The following is a 16,800-nucleotide window of genomic DNA, read 5'->3' on the forward strand; positions in this document are numbered from 1 at the left end:
TCAGTGCGCGCCCCGCATCATCACCCAGATCAGCAAGCCCACGATGCCGACAACCATCGCGAAGGCGTAGTGGAAGAGATAGCCCGACTGCACGCGTCCCGCGAAGCGCGTCAGGCGCGGGATGATTCCCATGGCCACCCCGTTGATGGCGCCGTCGATAACCGCTCCGTCGCCGCCCGTCCACAGCTTGCGGCCGATCCACAGCGTGGGACGCACGAAGATGAAGTGATAAATCTCGTCGAAATACCACTTGTTCAGCAGGAACTGGTACAGCGCCGGCTGCTGCGCCGCCAGTTTCGCGGGCGCACCGGGATAGCGGATATACATCAGCCAGGACAGGCCAAGCCCGATCAGCATCGCCACGAAGGGCGACAGCTTCACCCAGGTCGGGACCGAATGGGCGTCGTGCATGACATGGTTGTCCGACCGCATGAAGATCGCGCCTTGCTCGAAGCCGGCAAGGGCCTCATGGCCGTCCGCCGCATGTTCCTCGGACGGATCGCTGGCGGCACCGGCGGCGGCATGGGTCGCGGCACCCTCGGGTTCGCCGTGCGGCGCTTCGGCCACCGCGCCGTCGAGCGCATCGCCATGGCCGCCCTCGGCCTGTTCATGAGCGACCTCGGGAAGACCGAAGAAACGCTGCACGTTGTCGCCGAAGAAGCTGCCGTACCAGATCATCCCGGCAAAGATCGCGCCAAGGGCCAGCACGGCCAGGGGAACGGTCATCACCGGCGGGCTTTCATGAGCGTGCTCGTGCGCGTGCATCGGGTCGTGATGCCCGTGCGCGTCATGGCCATGCGCATCATGCCCGTGCCCATGGGCCACGGCATGCGCCCCGTGGCCGGGAACAGGCTGGACCTCTTCCTCGGCCTTGATCTCGGCGTCCCAGACCCTTTGGGGGCGCGGTTTGCCCCAGAAGGTCAGGAACATCAGCCGCCAGGAATAGAAGCTGGTCATCAGCGCGGCGATCACCAGCAGCCAGAAGGCATAGCCCACGCCCGAGGCATAGGCGCTTTCGATCACGGCGTCCTTGGACAGGAAGCCCGCGAAGCCGATATGGGTCAGCGGGATGCCGACGCCGGTGATGGCCAGCGTGCCGATCAGCATGGCCGCGAAGGTATAGGGAACCTTCTTCCGCAGCCCGCCATAGTTCCGCATGTCCTGCTCGTGGTGCATCGCGTGGATCACCGAGCCCGCGCCCAGGAACAGCATGGCCTTGAAGAAGGCATGCGTGAACAGGTGGAACATCGCCACGGAATAGACGCCGACGCCCGCCGCCACGAACATGTAGCCCAGTTGCGAACAGGTCGAATAGGCGATCACGCGCTTGATGTCGTTCTGCACCAGACCGACGGTCGCGGCGAAGAAGGCGGTCGAAGCGCCGATGATCGTGATGAACATCTTGGTCTCGGGCGCGAATTCGAACAGCGGCGACATGCGGCAGACCAGGAAGACGCCCGCCGTCACCATGGTCGCCGCGTGGATCAGCGCCGACACCGGGGTCGGGCCTTCCATCGCGTCCGGCAGCCAGGTGTGCAGGAACAGTTGCGCCGACTTGCCCATCGCGCCGACGAACAGCAGGAAGGCCAGCAGGTTGGCGGCGTTCCAGCCGGTCCACAGGAAGTTGATCTGCGCCTGCGCCAGTTCATCGACCTGGGCGAAGATCGCGTCGAACTGGACCGACCCGGTCATCCACCACAGGCCGAAGATGCCCAGCAGGAAGCCGAAGTCGCCCACGCGGTTGACGATAAAGGCCTTCATCGCGGCGGCGTTTGCCGAAGGCTTGCGATAATAGAAGCCGATCAGCAGGTAGGACGCGACGCCCACGCCTTCCCAGCCGAAGAACATCTGCAGCAGGTTGTCGGCCGTCACCAGCATCAGCATGGCGAAGGTGAAGAAGGAGAGATAGGCGAAGAAGCGCGCCTTGTAGTGTTCGTGATGCGTCCAGTTGTCGTCATGGGCCATGTAGCCCATCGAATAAAGGTGGACGAGCGCCGAGACGGTCGTCACCACGATCAGCATGATGGCGGTCAGCCGGTCCAGGCGGATCGCCCACTGGCTGCTGAAATCGCCCGAGACGATCCAGTCCATGACGGGAATGTGCTGCGTCTCGCCCGCAAAGGTGCTGAAGACGATCCAGGAAAACAGCGCGGCGACGAACAGGATGCCCGTTGTCAGCAACTGCGCCGCCTTTTCACCGATCATGCGCCAGCCGAAGCCGGCGATCAGCGCGCCCAGAAGCGGCGCGAACAGGATGAATTGCACCATGGCCGCTTACCCCTTCATCACGTTGACGTCTTCGACCTGGATGGTGCCGCGGTTGCGGAAGAACACCACCAGGATCGCCAGCCCGATCGCGGCCTCGGCGGCGGCGACGGTCAGGATGAACATGGTGAACACCTGCCCCGCCAGGTCTCCCAGGTGGGCCGAGAAGGCGACGAAGTTGATGTTCACCGACAGCAGGATCAGTTCGATCGACATCAGGATGACGATGACGTTCTTTCGGTTCACGAAAATGCCGAACACCCCGGCGACGAAGAGTATCGCCCCCACGACAAGGTAATGTGTCAATCCGATCATCGTCTTCCGTCCCTTCGGGTCGTTTACCCGTTCAATGTCAGTCGGTGCCGCAGGCGGGGCTCACAGCCCCTGCCCCGGCCGCACGTCGCGCAGTTCCATGGCCTTGGCGGGGTCGCGATACATCTGTTCCAGCACGTCCTGGCGCTTGATGTCGCGCCGGTGGCGCATGGTCAGGGTGATCGCCCCGATCATCGCGACCAGCAGGATCAGCCCGGCGATCTGGAACGGCAGCAGATAGCGGTCATAAAGCACCGAACCGATCAGGTTGGTGTTCAGCGCCTCGTGCGTGATGGGCACGGTCCGCAATCCTTCGGCCGCGATGCTGCTTTCCCAAACGCCGAAGGCAATCGCCAGCTGCGCCAGAAGCACGATGGCGATCAGGCCCGCAAGCGGCAGATACCGCGCGAATTCGCCCTTGAGCTCGGCGAAGTCCACGTCCAGCATCATGACGACGAACAGGAACAGCACCGCCACGGCGCCGACATAGACGATCACCAGCAGCATCGCCACGAACTCGGCGCCCTGCAGCACGAACAGCCCCGCCGAGGCGATGAAGGCCAGGATCAGCCACAGGACCGAATGGACGGGGTTGCGCGACAGCACCACCATGAAGCCGGCCGTGCAGACCGAGATGGCGAACAGATAAAAGGCGAAGGTGATCATTCGGCCTGTTTCCCTTCATGTTCGGTGAATACGCCCTGCGCGATTTCCAGCGCCTTCTGCATCGCCGGAATGCCGCCGAACATCCCCATCTGATAGATGACCTCGGCAACCTCGCGCGCGGTGGCGCCCGCCTCGATGGCGTGGCGGATGGTCAGGCGCAACTGCGGCTCGGCATGGGCGCCCTGCACCGTCAGCGCGGCGATCGTCACCAGAAGCCGGGTCTTGGCATCCAGCCCGTCGCGGTTGAAGGTGCGCCCGAACCACATTTCCAGCATCTCGGCCGGCATGGTCGGGATCATTTTCTCGAAGGCGCGCGGATCGAAGGTTTCCAGCGCAGGATTGAAGGCCCGGGCCATTTCCTGCCCGGACTGCATCATCTGCTGGAACAGCTTGGTGAAGGTGTCGCTCATCTGTAAGGCGCGTCGATGGACAGGTTGCGGGCGATCTCGGCCTCCCAGCGAGCGCCGTTGTCCAGGAGCTTCTGCTTGTCGTAGAACAGCTCCTCGCGTGTTTCGGTCGCGAACTCGAAGTTCGGGCCTTCCACGATGGCATCGACCGGGCAGGCTTCCTCGCAGAAGCCGCAATAGATGCACTTGGTCATGTCGATGTCATAGCGCGTGGTGCGGCGAGAGCCATCCTCGCGCGGCTCGGCGTCGATGGTGATCGCCTGCGCGGGGCAGATCGCCTCGCACAGCTTGCAGGCGATGCAGCGTTCCTCGCCGTTGGGATAGCGGCGCAGGGCGTGTTCGCCCCGGAAGCGCGGCGACAAGGGCCCCTTCTCATGGGGATAGTTGATCGTCGGCTTCGGCGCGAAGAAGTACTTCATGGCCACGCCGAATCCCTTCAGGAAATCGACCATCAGGAAATACTTGGTGGCGCGGGCGATATCGAAGGCCATCAGAATTCTTCCCCTTGCTTGGGTGCCGCGAAGCGGTCGAACGCCGCCACATAGCTGCGAACCCTGGCGCTGTCACGGGACTGCTCAGCGCTATCGAGATTATTGGCCAGGAAATGCGCGAACTCGGCCTTGTCGGTTTCGGACGCATTTGCCAGCGCTTCGGCGATCTTGTTGGAATAAGCCATTGCCTACGCTCCTGCCCAACGGGCCCAGAAGGAACCAAAGACCTCGTAACGCGCCAGGAAGGCGATCAGGACGACCCAGCCCAGAGACAGGGGCAGGAACACCTTCCAGCCGATCCGCATCAGCTGATCATAGCGATACCGCGGCACCATCGCCTTCACCATGCCGAACATGAAGAACCAGAAGACCATCTTCAGGAACATCCAGATGGCGCCGTCGGGAATGCCCGGGATCGGCGACAGCCAGCCGCCGAAGAACAGCAGCGACATCAGCGCGCACATCAGCCAGATGGCGATGTATTCCCCCGCCATGAACAGCAGGTAGGGCGTCGAGGAATATTCGACCATGAAGCCCGCGACCAGTTCCGATTCGGCCTCGGCCAGATCGAAAGGCGGACGGTTGGTTTCGGCCAGGGCGCTGACGAAGAACAGGATCAGCATCGGGAAATGCGGCAGCCAGTACCAGGACAGCAGGCCCGCGCCCGACTGCGCCTCGACGATGGCCGTGATGTTCATCGAGCCAGTCGAGATGATGACGCCGATGATGATCAGGCCCAGGCTGACCTCGTACGAGATCATCTGCGCCGCCGCGCGCAGCGACGACAGGAACGGGTATTTCGAGTTCGAGGCCCAGCCACCCATGATCACGCCGTAAACCTCCAGCGAGGAGACGGCGAAGATGAACAGGATGCCCACGTTGATGTCGGCCATGACCCAGCCGGGCGCGAAGGGGATCGCGACAAAGGCCAGCAGCGCCAGGGTCATCGACAGGAACGGCGCCAGGAAGAAGACGAACTTGTCGGCCCCGGCGGGGATGACGATTTCCTTCAGCACGTATTTCAGCGCGTCCGCGAAGGTCTGCAGCAGCCCCCAGGGGCCGACCACGTTCGGGCCGCGACGCAACTGCACGGCAGCCCAGATCTTGCGGTCGCCGTAGACCAGAAAGATCAGCGACAGCATGACAAAGGCGATCACCGCCAGACCCTGCGCCAGTAGCAGGATCGCCATGCCCAGAGAGGATGCCCAGAATTCAGCCATGCCCGTCCCTATCTCCTTACGCCGCGGGAATGCCGCGCGCCTTGCACTCGCGCAAGGTTTCTTCCGTTTCCATCACTCGCAGCCCCATCGGCTTTCCGTCCGACAACGTGAATGCGGCTCCGATCATCAGCTTGCCATCGCGTGTGTCCTGCAGCGTGCGCACATGGCGACCATAAGGCGCGCCATTCCGCTTGGCCCAACCGGCCAGTGCGCAGGTGGCATACGAGAAGGCGATATCGGCGTCCACCCCCTTGCGCAAGGCCGCTGTGACCTCGACCAGATCCGACGACCCTTCCGGTCCAAGGGAAGCGACCCGCGCCCCCAGGAAGTCCTCGGGATCAAGCTCGGTCCCCGCGGCCCAGGCAGGCAGCGCGGGCTGCGTGCGGGCTGCAAATTCCTCCAGCGCCTTTTCCTGCGCGGTCTGGCGCGGCGGCAAGGCGGGCGCCACGCCCGCGCCCAGGTCCAGATCCAGGTTCGCGTTCAGCGCCATCAGATCGGCCTCGGTCACGGCAAAGGCGTCCTGCCCCTCGGGACTGTCCAGCGCCATGGTCGTCACGCTGCCGTCGGGTTCCAGGATCAGGATCTCGCCCGACTTGGTCGAGATACGCGCTAGGGTCAAAGGTGCCTTGCCGTTCGCCGCGCCAGGGGTGGCTACCCGCGCCGTCATCGTCTCGGGCTTGGGCTTGGGCCGGCCGTCGCCAGCATCATCCGCGCAGCCGGCCAGCATCGCGGTCCCGACAAGGGCTGCGATCAGGTGGCGGGGCTGGCGGGATGCTGGCCGCATGCCTGTCACTCGGCCGCAATGGCGGGCGCGTTGCGGGCCGCGGCCATGCGGGACAACTCCGCCATCAAGGGCGAGGACCGGGCAATCGGATTCGTCAGGTAGAAATCCTTGACCGCATAGCGGAAGGTCGCCTTGCCCAAATCCAGCCGGTCGAGAGCGCGCCATTCGTTTTCCGGCACCTGGTCGATCATCGCCAGATGCGGAACAGCCTCGACCAGCGCCCGGCGCAGTTGCGTCAGGCTGTCCCAGGGCAGCGTCTGGCCCAGTTCGGCGGACAGCGCGCGCAGGATCGCCCAGTTCTCCTTGGCCTCCCCCGGCGCGAAGTTGGCGCGCAGCGCCAGTTGCGGGCGGCCTTCGGTGTTCACGAAAAGGCCGTTTTCCTCGGTATAGCAGGCAGCAGGCAGGACGATATCAGCCCGGTGCGCGCCACGGTCGCCATGGCTGCCCTGGTAGATCACGAAGGCGCCCGGCGCGATGTCCACCTCGTCCGCGCCAAGATTGTAGATCACGTCGGCCCCGTCGATGGCGACAGCCATGCCGCCTTCGGTCACCGCGCCCACATCCATCGCACCGACGCGCGAGGCGGCGGTGTGCAGGATCAACAGCTTGCAGTCGTCCAGTTCGCAGATGCGCATGGCGTTGGCCAGCACGGCCTCGCCATCCGCCTCGGCCAGGGCGCCCTGGCCCACGATCACGATGCCGGGCGTGCCTGCGGTGGATTTCAGGTCGTCCTTCACCAGGTGGGACAGCGCGGCGCGGTCATTGCCGTGGTGGTGATAGTCATAGGTCAGATCGACCGGATCGCCGATCAGCGCGACCTGTGCGCCATGCGACCAGGCCTTGCGGATGCGCGCGTTCAGCACCGGAGCCTCGTCGCGCGGGTTGGTGCCGATCAGCAGGATGCGCTTGGCGCTGTCGATGTCGGCAATCGTCGCAGTGCCGACATAGGCGCCCCGGTTGTCTGCGGGCAGCCGCGCCCCATCGGTCCGGCACTCAACGCTGCCGCCCAGACCTTCCACCAGTTGCTTCAGGCTGAACGCGGCCTCGACCGGGGCCAGATCGCCCACCAAGCCGGCAACCTTGCGACCCTTCATCGCGGTCGCGGCGGCGGCCAGCGCCTCCGGCCAGGATGCCGGACGCAGCTTGCCGTTCTCGCGGATATAGGGCTTGTCCAGCCGCTGGCGACGCAGCCCGTCCCACACATAGCGGGTCTTGTCGCTGATCCACTCCTCGTTCACGTCGTCATGGTTTCGCGGCAGGATCCGCATGACCTCGCGGCCCTTCACGTCCACGCGGATGTTGCTGCCAAGCGCGTCCATCACATCGATGGTCTCGGTCTTGCGCAACTCCCAGGGGCGTGCCTTGAAGGCATAGGGTCGGCTGACCAGCGCGCCCACCGGGCACAGGTCCACGATGTTGCCCTGCAGGTTCGAGGCCAGCGTCTCGTTCAGGTAGCTGGTGATCTCGCTGTCCTCGCCGCGCCCGGTCTGGCCCATCTGGCTGATGCCCGCGACCTCGGTCGTGAAGCGCACGCAGCGGGTGCAGCTGATGCACCGGGTCATGTGGGTCTCGACCAGCGGCCCCAGGTTCAGTTCCTCGGCAGCACGCTTCGGCTCTCGATACCGGCTGAAGTCAACGCCGTAAGCCATTGCCTGGTCTTGCAAATCGCACTCGCCGCCCTGGTCGCAGATGGGGCAGTCCAGCGGGTGGTTGATCAGCAGGAATTCCATCACGCCCTCGCGCGCCTTCTTGACCATGGGCGAGTTGGTGCGGATTTCCGAAGGCGCGCCGTCCGGGCCCGGGCGCAGGTCCTTCACCTGCATGGCGCAGGATGCGGCGGGCTTCGGGGGGCCGCCCACCACCTCGACCAGGCACATCCGGCAGTTGCCCGCGATGGACAGGCGTTCGTGATAGCAGAAACGCGGGATCTCGATCCCGGCCAGTTCGCAGGCCTGGATAATGGTCAGGTTGGGATCGACCGCGATCTCGGTCCCGTCGATCTTGATCGTGCGCAAATCGGCCATCGGCTTTCTTCCTTACCTGGCAACCAGAAGCGATCCGGCGATCGTCTTCCGGGCTATCTCTTGCTGCCCCAGCCGGCAGAACGTGTCGGGCTGGCCATTCACCACCCCGTTGGCGACCATGTAGCGGTCAGCCTGGGCATAGATGCGGCGACGTTCTTCCTTGCTGTCCAGGAAGGCGTCGATTTGTTCCTCGCTGTAGCCCCGATCCAGCGCATAGCGCTTGAGCTTGCGCGCCTCGCTGAAGGCCTTGATCATCCGCGCGTCTAGGTCGGGGCAGCCCCGGCGCAGCTTGTCGGCGACACGCGCCTGGACAAGGCTGTCGTTGATGTGAGGCTCCTGCGACAAGGGCGGAAGGGCGGCGGCGGGGCCTGCCAGCAGCGCAGCAGCAAGCAAAGCGCGGACCGCCATTGCCAAGCCCCCGACGCGCCGGGCGCCATATGCCGCCCTTGCCCTCATTCCGCAGCCATCGCCCCCATGCGCCCGGTGCGCTTGGCCTTGATGCGATCCTCGATTTCCTCGCGGAAGTTGCGGATCAGGCCCTGGATCGGCCATGCGGCGGCGTCGCCCAGGGCGCAGATGGTGTGGCCTTCGACCTGCTTGGTCACGTCCAGCAGCATGTCGATTTCCTCGACCTCGGCGTCGCCGCGCACCAGCCGTTCCATCACCCGCATCATCCAGCCGGTGCCTTCGCGGCATGGCGTGCATTGCCCGCAGCTTTCGTGCTTGAAGAACTTGGACAGACGCCAGATCGCCTTGATGACATCCGTGGACTGGTCCATGACGATCATGCAGGCGGTGCCGAACGAGGACCGCAATTCGCGCATCCCGTCATAGTCCATGATGGCGTTTTCGCACTGTTCCGCCGTCAGGACGGGACAGGAGGCGCCGCCGGGGATCACCGCCTTGAGGTTCTTCCAGCCGCCGCGCACACCGCCGCCATGCTTCTCGATCAGTTCTTTCATGCTGATCGACATGGCTTCCTCGACCACGCAAGGCGTGTTGAGGTGGCCGGTCAGGCCGAACAGCTTGACGCCCGCGTTGTTCGGACGGCCAAAGCCCGCGAACCATTCCGGCCCGCGCCGCAGGATCGTGGGCGTCACGGCGATGGATTCGACGTTGTTCACCGTAGTGGGGCAACCGTAAAGGCCCGCGCCCGCCGGGAACGGCGGCTTCATGCGGGGCATCCCCTTCTTGCCCTCAAGGCTTTCGAGGAGCGCCGTTTCCTCGCCGCAGATATAGGCGCCCGCGCCGTGGTGCAGATAGACGTCGAAGTCCCAGCCGGACCCGGCGGCATTGGCACCCAGCAGCCCCGCGTCATAGCATTCGTCGATGGCGGCCTGCAGTGCTTCTTTCTCGCGGATGAACTCGCCCCGGATATAGATATAGGCCGCATGCGCGCCCATGGCGAAGCTGGCGATCAGCGCGCCTTCGATCAGCGTGTGCGGATCGTGGCGCATGATCTCGCGGTCCTTGCAGGTCGCGGGCTCGGATTCGTCGGCGTTGATCACCAGATAGGACGGGCGGCCATCGGATTCCTTGGGCATGAAGGACCACTTGAGGCCGGTCGGGAAGCCGGCGCCCCCGCGCCCCCGCAGGCCAGATGCTTTGACCTGCTCGACGATCTTGTCGCGCCCACGGGCGATGATCTCGGCCGTGCCGTCCCAGTGGCCGCGCTTGCGCGCACCGGCCAGGCTACGGTCGCCCATCCCGTAGAGGTTGGTAAAAATGCGATCCTGATCTTTCAGCATCCTGCTCTCAATCCTCTCATCCGGGCGTCACGCATTCCTGCGCCGCCAGATACGCCAGGTCACGATCAGCGACCAGACAAAAGCACCAATGGCGGCCAGATCCGCCAGAAAGGCATAACTGCCGGCCCAACCATAATGCTGGCCCAGCCACTGGACCAGCAGCCAGCCCGACATCGCCACGGCAATCACCACCGCCACCAGCCGCATCTGGCTTGCGTCGCGATCCCGCCCTGTTCCTGCCATCGTCCGACCCTTGCTGCTAGCGGCTCGTCTTCTCGTCCTTCTGTTCCGCTTTCTCGACCTTGCGGATGCCCTTCGGATTGCGGTCCGACCGGGGCCGCGCGGCCGATGCCGCCTGCGCCTCCTGCTCGGTCACGCCGGTCGAGTCCGCCGGCACGCCCGCCGAAGGACGCGGCTCCCGCTCGGGCGCGGTATCCACGCCGGTGCGGTCATCCACGGCAGCCTCGGGCTTGCGCAACCACTTGGCAAGGATCGGAACCTCGGTCCCGTCGATCCGCTTGACCGTTTCTCCAATGTCGCGCGCCAGCGCGGCGCTGGCGTTCAAGCTGTCGCCCTGCCCCTTCAGATCGGCCAGCACGATCGGCCCGCCCAGCGGCTCGGACGAGAAGCGGCCATTCTGCGGACCCGGCAGCGGCACCTGACCGGCCGAGAAGGCGTCGATCAGCTCTTCCAGCTTTGCGGGGGTCAGATCCTCGTAATAGTCCTTGCCGATCTGGGCCATGGGCGCGTTGGTGCAGGCGCCTAGGCACTCGACCTCTTCCCAGCTGAACTTGCCGTCGGCAGACAGGGTATGCGGCGTCGGCGCGATCTTGCGCTTGCAGACCTCGATCAGGTCCTCGGCCCCGCAAATCATGCAGGTGGTGGTTCCGCAGATCTGGATATTCGCAATCGAACCAACCGGTTGAAGCTGGAACATGAAGTAGAATGTAGCAACCTCGAGCGCCCGGATATAGGGCATTCCCAGCAGTTCGGCGCAGTATTCGATGGCAGGCCGCGACAGCCAGCCCTCCTGCTCCTGCGCGCGCCACAAAAGCGGAATGATCGCCGATTGCTGGCGGCCTTCCGGATACTTGCTCATCTGGACATGAGCCCAGTCGAGGTTCGCGGGCGTAAATTCGAAGCTGTCCGGCTGAACGGGCGAAAGACGGCGGAGCATCAGCGGTCAACCTCTCCGAAGACGATATCAAGGGTGGCGATCAGGGCGGGCACGTCGGCCAGCAGATGGCCCTTAGCCAGGAAGTCCATGGACTGAAGATGCCCGAAACCCGGAGCGCGCAGCTTGGCGCGATAGGGTTTGTTCGTCCCGTCGCTGACCAGATAAACGCCGAACTCGCCCTTGGGGGCCTCGACCGCCGCGTAAACCTCGCCAGCCGGAACCCGGAAGCCCTCGGTATAAAGCTTGAAGTGGTGGATCAGGCTTTCCATGTCGCGCTTCATGTCCCCGCGCCTGGGCGGAGTCAGCTTGCCGCGCGCCAGAACGTCGCCCGCGGGTTCGGCCCGAAGCTTCTGGATCGCCTGCTTCATGATCTTGGTCGATTCCCGCATTTCCTGCATGCGGATCAGATAGCGGTCGTAGCTGTCGCCATTTCGCCCGACCGGGATCTTGAAGTCGAATTCGTCATAGCACTCATAGGGCTGCGACCGCCGCAAATCCCAGGCCAGGCCCGAGCCGCGCGCCATCACGCCCGAATAGCCCCAGTCCAGGGCATCCTGTTCGGTGGCGATGCCGATGCCCACCAGCCGTTGCTTGAAGATCCGGTTTTCCGTCAGCAGCGTGTCCAGATCGTCGAGGATCTTCGGGAAGCGGTCGCACCATGCGTCGAGGTCGTCTATAAGATCGGGCGGCAGATCCTGATGGACACCGCCCGGCCGGAAGTAGTTCGCGTGCAGCCGCGACCCGCTGGCGCGCTCGTAGAAGATCATCAGATCCTCGCGCGGCTCGAACCCCCACAAGGGCGGCGTCAAGGCACCAACGTCCATGGCCCCCGTCGTCACGCCCAGCAGGTGGTTCAGGATCCGGCCGATCTCACAATACAGGACCCGGATCAGGCTGGCGCGACGCGGCACGACCGTGCCGGTCAGGCGTTCGATCGCCAGACACCAGGCATGTTCCTGGTTCATCGGCGACACGTAATCCAGCCGGTCGAAATAAGGCAGGTTCTGCAGGTAGGTCCTGCTTTCCATCAGCTTTTCGGTGCCGCGATGCAGCAGGCCGATATGGGGGTCGGCACGCTCCACGACCTCACCATCCAGTTCCAGCACCATGCGCAGCACGCCGTGCGCCGCCGGGTGCTGGGGACCGAAGTTGATGTTGAAGTTGCGGATCTTCTGTTCGCCCACCAGGGTGTCGAACGAGCCGTCGTCATAGGTATTGGTGCGGATATCGCCGTCCATGGCCTTACCCCTTGGATTTTTCGTCGCCGGGCAGCACGTATTTCGCGCCTTCCCACGGAGAAAGGAAGTCGAACTGGCGGTATTCCTGCGTCAGGCGCACGGGCTCGTAGATCACGCGCTTTTCGGATTCGTCATAGCGAACCTCGACATAGCCAGTGGTCGGAAAGTCCTTGCGGAGGGGATAACCGCTGAACCCGTAGTCGGTCAGGATGCGGCGCAGGTCCGGGTGACCCGAAAACAGGATCCCGAACATGTCAAAGACCTCGCGCTCGAGCCAGTTGGCGCAGGGATAGACGCGCGTCAGAGTGGGAACGATCTCGTCCTCTCGGATGGCGACCTTCACGCGAATGCGCTGGTTCTGATACATCGACAGCAGGTGCCACACCATGTCGAAGCGCTGCGGGCGTTCCGGGTGATCGACGGCAGTGATGTCCACCAGGGTCGAGAAGCGGCAGCTGCTGTCGCTGCGCAGGAACTCGATCAGGTCCACGATGCTGGAGAGCGTCGACGTCACGGTCAGTTCGCCAAAGGCGACGCTCGCGTCCAGGACATAGTCCGGGCAGCGCTGGCGAAGATGCTCGGCCAGTTGTTCCAGTGCGTCGAGGTCGGGATAAACAGCCATGGCTTACCTCACCAGCGTGCCGGTGCGCCGGATGCGGCGCTGGAGTTGCAGGATGCCGTAAAGCAGCGCCTCGGCCGTCGGGGGGCAGCCGGGGACATAGATGTCCACGGGCACGATCCGATCGACGCCGCGCACCACCGAATAGCTGTAATGGTAATAGCCGCCGCCGTTGGCGCAGCTGCCCATGCTGATGACATAGCGAGGCTCGGGCATCTGGTCATAGACCTTGCGCACCGCAGGGGCCATCTTGTTGGTCACGGTTCCGGCCACGATCATCAGGTCCGACTGACGCGGGGACGCTCGCGGCGCGGTGCCGAAGCGCTCCACGTCATAGCGCGGCATCGAGGTGTGCATCATCTCGACCGCGCAGCAGGCCAGGCCGAAGGTCATCCAGTGCAGCGAGCCGTTGCGCGCCCAGTTGATGATGTCCTCGGTCGTGGTCAGCAGGAAACCCTTGTCCTGCAATTCGCGGTTCAGCGCGGCAGTGGCGACCTCGCGGTCGGGCCCGGCCGTGTTCGCTCCGGTCATCATGCCCATTCAAGCGCTCCCTTCTTCCATTCGTAGGCAAAGCCCACGGTCAGCACCGCCAGGAATACCATCATCGACCAGAAGGCCGTCTCGGACAGGCCCGCGAAGCTGACCGCCCAGGGGAACAGGAAGGCCACCTCTAGGTCGAAGATGATGAACAGGATCGACACCAGGTAGAATCGCACGTCGAACTTCATGCGCGCGTCATCAAAGGCGTTGAAACCGCACTCGTAGGCGCTGACCTTTTCCGGGTCCGGGTTGCGCACGGCGACCACAACGGCGGCGAGGATCAGGACCAGCGCCAATGCCGATGCCATTCCCGCAAAGACGAGGATCGGCAGATAGTCCTGCAGCAGAGTTTCCACGGGCAAGTTCCCCTTGTCGGCCGCGGAAAAGCTGTGGCTGCCCGCGACGGGTTAGCTAAGCGCCCGTTTAGACCCGCGGGCCAGCGGGGTCAACGGGCGCCTGATCCTGGAGGCAGCCCCTCGGCCTGCGCTGCCCTGGCGCGGATATGTTCATGCCCGGCCCCATATTCCAGAACCCCTCCCCCGGGTTTCCACGGTGGCTGCCGCAACGTCACATGCTTTGTGCGAAGGCGGGCTGGACGGGCCCGCGACCGGCTGCTCTCTGGGCGGTGTCGCCAAAAGAAAAGGCAGCCTTTCGGCTGCCTTCCATCGTCACGGCAACAGGACGGTTAAAGTCCCGCAGCCTGGCAGTCGGCCAGGGTGATGACCTCCATGTTGATGGTGCCCGAAAACTGGTCGGCATCCGGGTTGCCTTCAAGGCCGGTCGTCGCGGTTGCCGAGGAATCCGCGCCAGCGGTCGCGGTCGGGCTGGACGAGACATTGTCGGGGTTGCCCTCGTTGCCCGTGGTCGGCTGCGCTCCGTCCATGGTGCCGGCATCCGGTTCGGGCATCGTGGTCGAGACCGAGTCGTTATCCGCGTTGCCCGAGTTGCCGGCTTCGCCGCCAGCGTCCGTCGCGCTTGTGGCCTGATCATCCGATCCCATGGCAAGGGTCCGGCAATGCTCGGTCACGGCGGCCATATCGGCCTCGTCTATCTGCTGGGTGCCGACCATGGTCTGGGCAAAGGCGGTGGACCCAAGACCCAGGGCGGTCGCAAGGGCGACGGGGGCGGCAAGCATCTTGATATGCATGTATTTCCTCCTTCGGTGTCGTTGAAAGCGTCATTGACAGATCAATGCCGCTCGCACGGCGCTTGTTCCGCTGAAAGATCACACGACATCGTGGAGGCGGCCTTGAAGCCGCGGCGCGGCCTTGGCGATCAGCCCGCCTTGAGCCCGAACATGCCTTCTCGGGACAACTGCTGGTTCAGGCGATATTGTCGATCGCCTGGTGTTCCTGGATCCAGTCCCAGCTTTGGCGCATCCCCTCGATCAGCGGGATTCTGGGCGCCCACCCGATGGCCTGCTTGATGCGGCTGATATCCAGGATGACGCGCGGGACATCGAAGCTGCGCCCGGGCTTGTAGATCGGCCTGACACGGCAATTCGCCACCTGCGACGCGGCCTGGACGATCTCGTTCACCGAGGCCCCCTGGCCTGATCCGGCATTGAAGCAGCCGATGATCGGTGCCTTCACCGCCAGCGCGCAGAGTTCTGCGAAATCGTGGACATGGATGAAATCCCGCACGACGCTGCCGTCGCCCCAGACCTCGATCGGCTCGCCGAAAGCGATCTTCCACAGGAAATTGCCGATGATGCCCTGAATGCCGTTATAGCCCTGCCGCGGCCCATAAGGATTCGCTAGCCGAAGGGCAATGTAATCAAGACCGTGAAGCCGATGCTCCATGTGCAGGTACTGCTCGATGGCGACCTTGACGATCCCGTAGGAACTGATCGGCGCAAGGGGATGCGACTCGTCCACGACTTCGGCCGTCGGAATGCCATAGACCGTGCCGCCGGACGACAGGAACACCAGCTTCCTGACACCGGCCTGCCGCATGACCCGCAGCATCCGGACCGTGGCGACCAGATTGCCCTGGATGTCCGCCACCGGATCGGCGTTCGAGGTCGATGGCACCGTAATGCTGGCCGTATGGACCACCGCATCGACCCCCTGCAGCGCCTCGTGCAAGGTGGCTTCGGAGGCAAAGCTGCCTATCACGTAATCCACGCCTGGCAATGGAGGACGGAATGCCTCGGGTCTCATGTCCAGCACGCGGACGCGGTGGCCTTGGGCAAGCAGACTGTCCACGATATGCGACCCGATAAAGCCGCAGCCGCCGACGACAAGCACATGATGCATGAAAATGGTCCCTGTTCTTCTGGAACACCATCAAAAATTTGAACTAATGCTGATTTACCTCGCCGATGCATTGCGCATACAGCATGCAGCATGCAGCATGCAGCATGCAGCATGCAGGAGCTATCGGCCAAGTTGCATGGCATTGCAACACCGTTTACCCGTTGGCGCGCAAATTGGTGGGTGCTGGACCTCGGTCAAGCCAGTTGCCGTGCATTTCACTGTGCCTGCCCAAAGCGCGGGCAATGATCTTGGAATTTGAGAGGCTGGGCCATGCTGATCCTACACGTTGCAGACGACAGCGCCGTGTCTGTCGCTGGCAATGGCGACATGCTTGTGATCACGGGCACCGCCGGCGCGGTCGCCCGGGTCCGAGAGCAGGCACAGGCAGACCCGTCACCTGGCGGCCTCGCGCGGCTTTCCTATTTGAATGGAGACGCTTCCGCCTTTCAGGTCCTGTCGGATGTGGCCAGCAGGTTTCGCCACCATCTTGCGGAACATCTCCAACCCCTTCGCTATGCCCGGGTCGAGAACGGCGAACCTGCCCGCTGCGATTGGGACGAGGCCGGTGAGCCCATCCAATGGCGTCGGGACAGCTTTGGGCGGACCGTCGCGTTCCAGCTGTCGCCCCTGGCCGCAAGCAATCCGCTTCTTTCGGGATTCACCCAAGCCCTGGCTGCGCGCCAGCTTGATGACGAGCAAAGCTTCAGCTTGCTGAACGCCGCTTTTGACAGGAAGTCAGATGAACAGTCTTGAGGACATTTGGGCCCACTACGCTTCGCATGCAGGCGTGCTGGAGATCAGGCCGGACTTCCGCTTCGGTCGGTCGTGTCTCGGAAGTGGTAGAAATTGGATGGCGGCGTAATCTCCGGGTGAACTGACACCCACCCAGCCGGCGGCAGCAACCGCCAGGGAGATCACGCCATGAAGCAGAATACCGACAGTTCGTCCTTTTCGCTACTGTCCGACGCAAGCGGGTATGATCCGATCGAGGATCGCCTGCGGGCGAATGTCCGTGCCACCATTGAGGCCATGTTCGAAGAGGAACTGGCCG

21 protein-coding genes and 1 pseudogene are annotated in these 16,800 nt (G+C 63.9%); 3 read left to right on the forward strand and 19 right to left on the reverse strand.

What is annotated here, in order from left to right; all coding sequences use genetic code 11:
* The 19 genes from nuoL to OU682_RS18250 all read right to left on the reverse strand — a co-directional run bounded on the left by nuoL (nt 1) and on the right by OU682_RS18250 (nt 15,749).
* The gene (nuoL, locus tag OU682_RS18160) at nt 1–2,268 is read right to left on the reverse strand and encodes an NADH-quinone oxidoreductase subunit L (protein WP_268943618.1); all 2,268 of its coding nucleotides are present in this window, start codon (nt 2,266–2,268) and stop codon (nt 1–3) included.
* A gap of 6 nt (nt 2,269–2,274) precedes the next feature.
* Nucleotides 2,275–2,580: an NADH-quinone oxidoreductase subunit NuoK gene (nuoK, locus tag OU682_RS18165; protein WP_207100612.1), complete on the reverse strand. Its 306-nt coding sequence runs from the start codon at nt 2,578–2,580 to the stop codon at nt 2,275–2,277.
* Nucleotides 2,581–2,640: 60 nt separating this feature from the next.
* Nucleotides 2,641–3,243 carry an NADH-quinone oxidoreductase subunit J gene (locus OU682_RS18170; RefSeq protein WP_268943619.1) on the reverse strand — a complete coding sequence of 201 codons (603 nt, stop codon included), beginning with the start codon at nt 3,241–3,243 and terminating at the stop codon, nt 2,641–2,643.
* Nucleotides 3,240–3,653, reverse strand: a complete 414-nt coding sequence (locus tag OU682_RS18175) for a carboxymuconolactone decarboxylase family protein (RefSeq protein ID WP_268943620.1) — start codon at nt 3,651–3,653, stop codon at nt 3,240–3,242. The genes OU682_RS18170 and OU682_RS18175 overlap by 4 nt, the downstream gene beginning before the upstream one ends.
* Nucleotides 3,650–4,141 (reverse strand): NADH-quinone oxidoreductase subunit NuoI, encoded by a 492-nt coding sequence (gene nuoI, locus OU682_RS18180; RefSeq protein WP_268943621.1) that lies wholly within the window; start codon nt 4,139–4,141, stop codon nt 3,650–3,652. Before nuoI ends, OU682_RS18175 begins: the two co-directional genes overlap by 4 nt.
* The gene (locus tag OU682_RS18185; RefSeq protein WP_268943622.1) at nt 4,141–4,326 is read right to left on the reverse strand and encodes a hypothetical protein; all 186 of its coding nucleotides are present in this window, start codon (nt 4,324–4,326) and stop codon (nt 4,141–4,143) included. The genes nuoI and OU682_RS18185 overlap by 1 nt, the downstream gene beginning before the upstream one ends.
* Nucleotides 4,327–4,329: 3 nt before the next feature.
* Nucleotides 4,330–5,361 (reverse strand): NADH-quinone oxidoreductase subunit NuoH, encoded by a 1,032-nt coding sequence (gene nuoH / locus OU682_RS18190; RefSeq protein ID WP_268943623.1) that lies wholly within the window; start codon nt 5,359–5,361, stop codon nt 4,330–4,332.
* A 16-nt stretch (nt 5,362–5,377) separates the two neighbouring features.
* Complete coding sequence (locus tag OU682_RS18195) at nt 5,378–6,145, reverse strand: YNQ4 family lipoprotein (protein ID WP_268943624.1); 768 nt, start codon at nt 6,143–6,145, stop codon at nt 5,378–5,380.
* A 5-nt stretch (nt 6,146–6,150) separates the two neighbouring features.
* Nucleotides 6,151–8,169 (reverse strand): NADH-quinone oxidoreductase subunit NuoG, encoded by a 2,019-nt coding sequence (gene nuoG / locus OU682_RS18200; protein ID WP_268943625.1) that lies wholly within the window; start codon nt 8,167–8,169, stop codon nt 6,151–6,153.
* Nucleotides 8,170–8,181: 12 nt separating this feature from the next.
* Nucleotides 8,182–8,577: a DUF5333 domain-containing protein gene (locus tag OU682_RS18205; RefSeq protein WP_268943626.1), complete on the reverse strand. Its 396-nt coding sequence runs from the start codon at nt 8,575–8,577 to the stop codon at nt 8,182–8,184.
* A gap of 44 nt (nt 8,578–8,621) precedes the next feature.
* A complete protein-coding gene (nuoF, locus tag OU682_RS18210) occupies nt 8,622–9,917 on the reverse strand; it encodes an NADH-quinone oxidoreductase subunit NuoF (protein ID WP_268943627.1) in 1,296 nt (431 codons plus the stop codon).
* Between the two features lie 27 nt (nt 9,918–9,944).
* Nucleotides 9,945–10,160: a DUF5337 domain-containing protein gene (locus OU682_RS18215; RefSeq protein WP_268943628.1), complete on the reverse strand. Its 216-nt coding sequence runs from the start codon at nt 10,158–10,160 to the stop codon at nt 9,945–9,947.
* A gap of 16 nt (nt 10,161–10,176) precedes the next feature.
* A complete protein-coding gene (gene nuoE / locus OU682_RS18220) occupies nt 10,177–11,094 on the reverse strand; it encodes an NADH-quinone oxidoreductase subunit NuoE (RefSeq protein ID WP_268943629.1) in 918 nt (305 codons plus the stop codon).
* Nucleotides 11,094–12,332: an NADH-quinone oxidoreductase subunit D gene (locus OU682_RS18225; RefSeq protein ID WP_268943630.1), complete on the reverse strand. Its 1,239-nt coding sequence runs from the start codon at nt 12,330–12,332 to the stop codon at nt 11,094–11,096. The genes nuoE and OU682_RS18225 overlap by 1 nt, the downstream gene beginning before the upstream one ends.
* Before the next feature lie 4 nt (nt 12,333–12,336).
* Entirely contained in the window at nt 12,337–12,954 is a 618-nt protein-coding gene (locus tag OU682_RS18230; protein WP_268943631.1) for an NADH-quinone oxidoreductase subunit C, read from the reverse strand.
* Nucleotides 12,955–12,957: 3 nt separating this feature from the next.
* The gene (locus OU682_RS18235) at nt 12,958–13,491 is read right to left on the reverse strand and encodes a NuoB/complex I 20 kDa subunit family protein (RefSeq protein WP_268943632.1); all 534 of its coding nucleotides are present in this window, start codon (nt 13,489–13,491) and stop codon (nt 12,958–12,960) included.
* A complete protein-coding gene (locus OU682_RS18240) occupies nt 13,482–13,847 on the reverse strand; it encodes an NADH-quinone oxidoreductase subunit A (RefSeq protein ID WP_268943633.1) in 366 nt (121 codons plus the stop codon). Before OU682_RS18240 ends, OU682_RS18235 begins: the two co-directional genes overlap by 10 nt.
* 329 nt (nt 13,848–14,176) lie before the next feature.
* Nucleotides 14,177–14,638: a hypothetical protein gene (locus OU682_RS18245; RefSeq protein ID WP_268943634.1), complete on the reverse strand. Its 462-nt coding sequence runs from the start codon at nt 14,636–14,638 to the stop codon at nt 14,177–14,179.
* A gap of 175 nt (nt 14,639–14,813) precedes the next feature.
* A complete protein-coding gene (locus tag OU682_RS18250; RefSeq protein ID WP_268943636.1) occupies nt 14,814–15,749 on the reverse strand; it encodes an NAD-dependent epimerase/dehydratase family protein in 936 nt (311 codons plus the stop codon).
* Here OU682_RS18250 and OU682_RS18255 point away from each other — a divergent pair.
* The 3 genes and pseudogenes from OU682_RS18255 to OU682_RS18265 form a co-directional block, all read left to right on the forward strand.
* Nucleotides 15,748–16,008, forward strand: a complete 261-nt coding sequence (locus tag OU682_RS18255) for a hypothetical protein (protein ID WP_268943637.1) — start codon at nt 15,748–15,750, stop codon at nt 16,006–16,008. The genes OU682_RS18250 and OU682_RS18255 overlap by 2 nt on opposite strands.
* 11 nt (nt 16,009–16,019) lie before the next feature.
* Complete coding sequence (locus OU682_RS18260; RefSeq protein WP_268943638.1) at nt 16,020–16,502, forward strand: hypothetical protein; 483 nt, start codon at nt 16,020–16,022, stop codon at nt 16,500–16,502.
* 168 nt (nt 16,503–16,670) lie between these two features.
* Nucleotides 16,671–16,800 (forward strand): annotated as a pseudogene (locus tag OU682_RS18265) (IS256 family transposase); the annotation flags it as partial.

The sequence above is a fragment of the Paracoccus benzoatiresistens genome (assembly GCF_026913015.1).
Lineage (GTDB): Bacteria > Pseudomonadota > Alphaproteobacteria > Rhodobacterales > Rhodobacteraceae > Paracoccus > Paracoccus benzoatiresistens.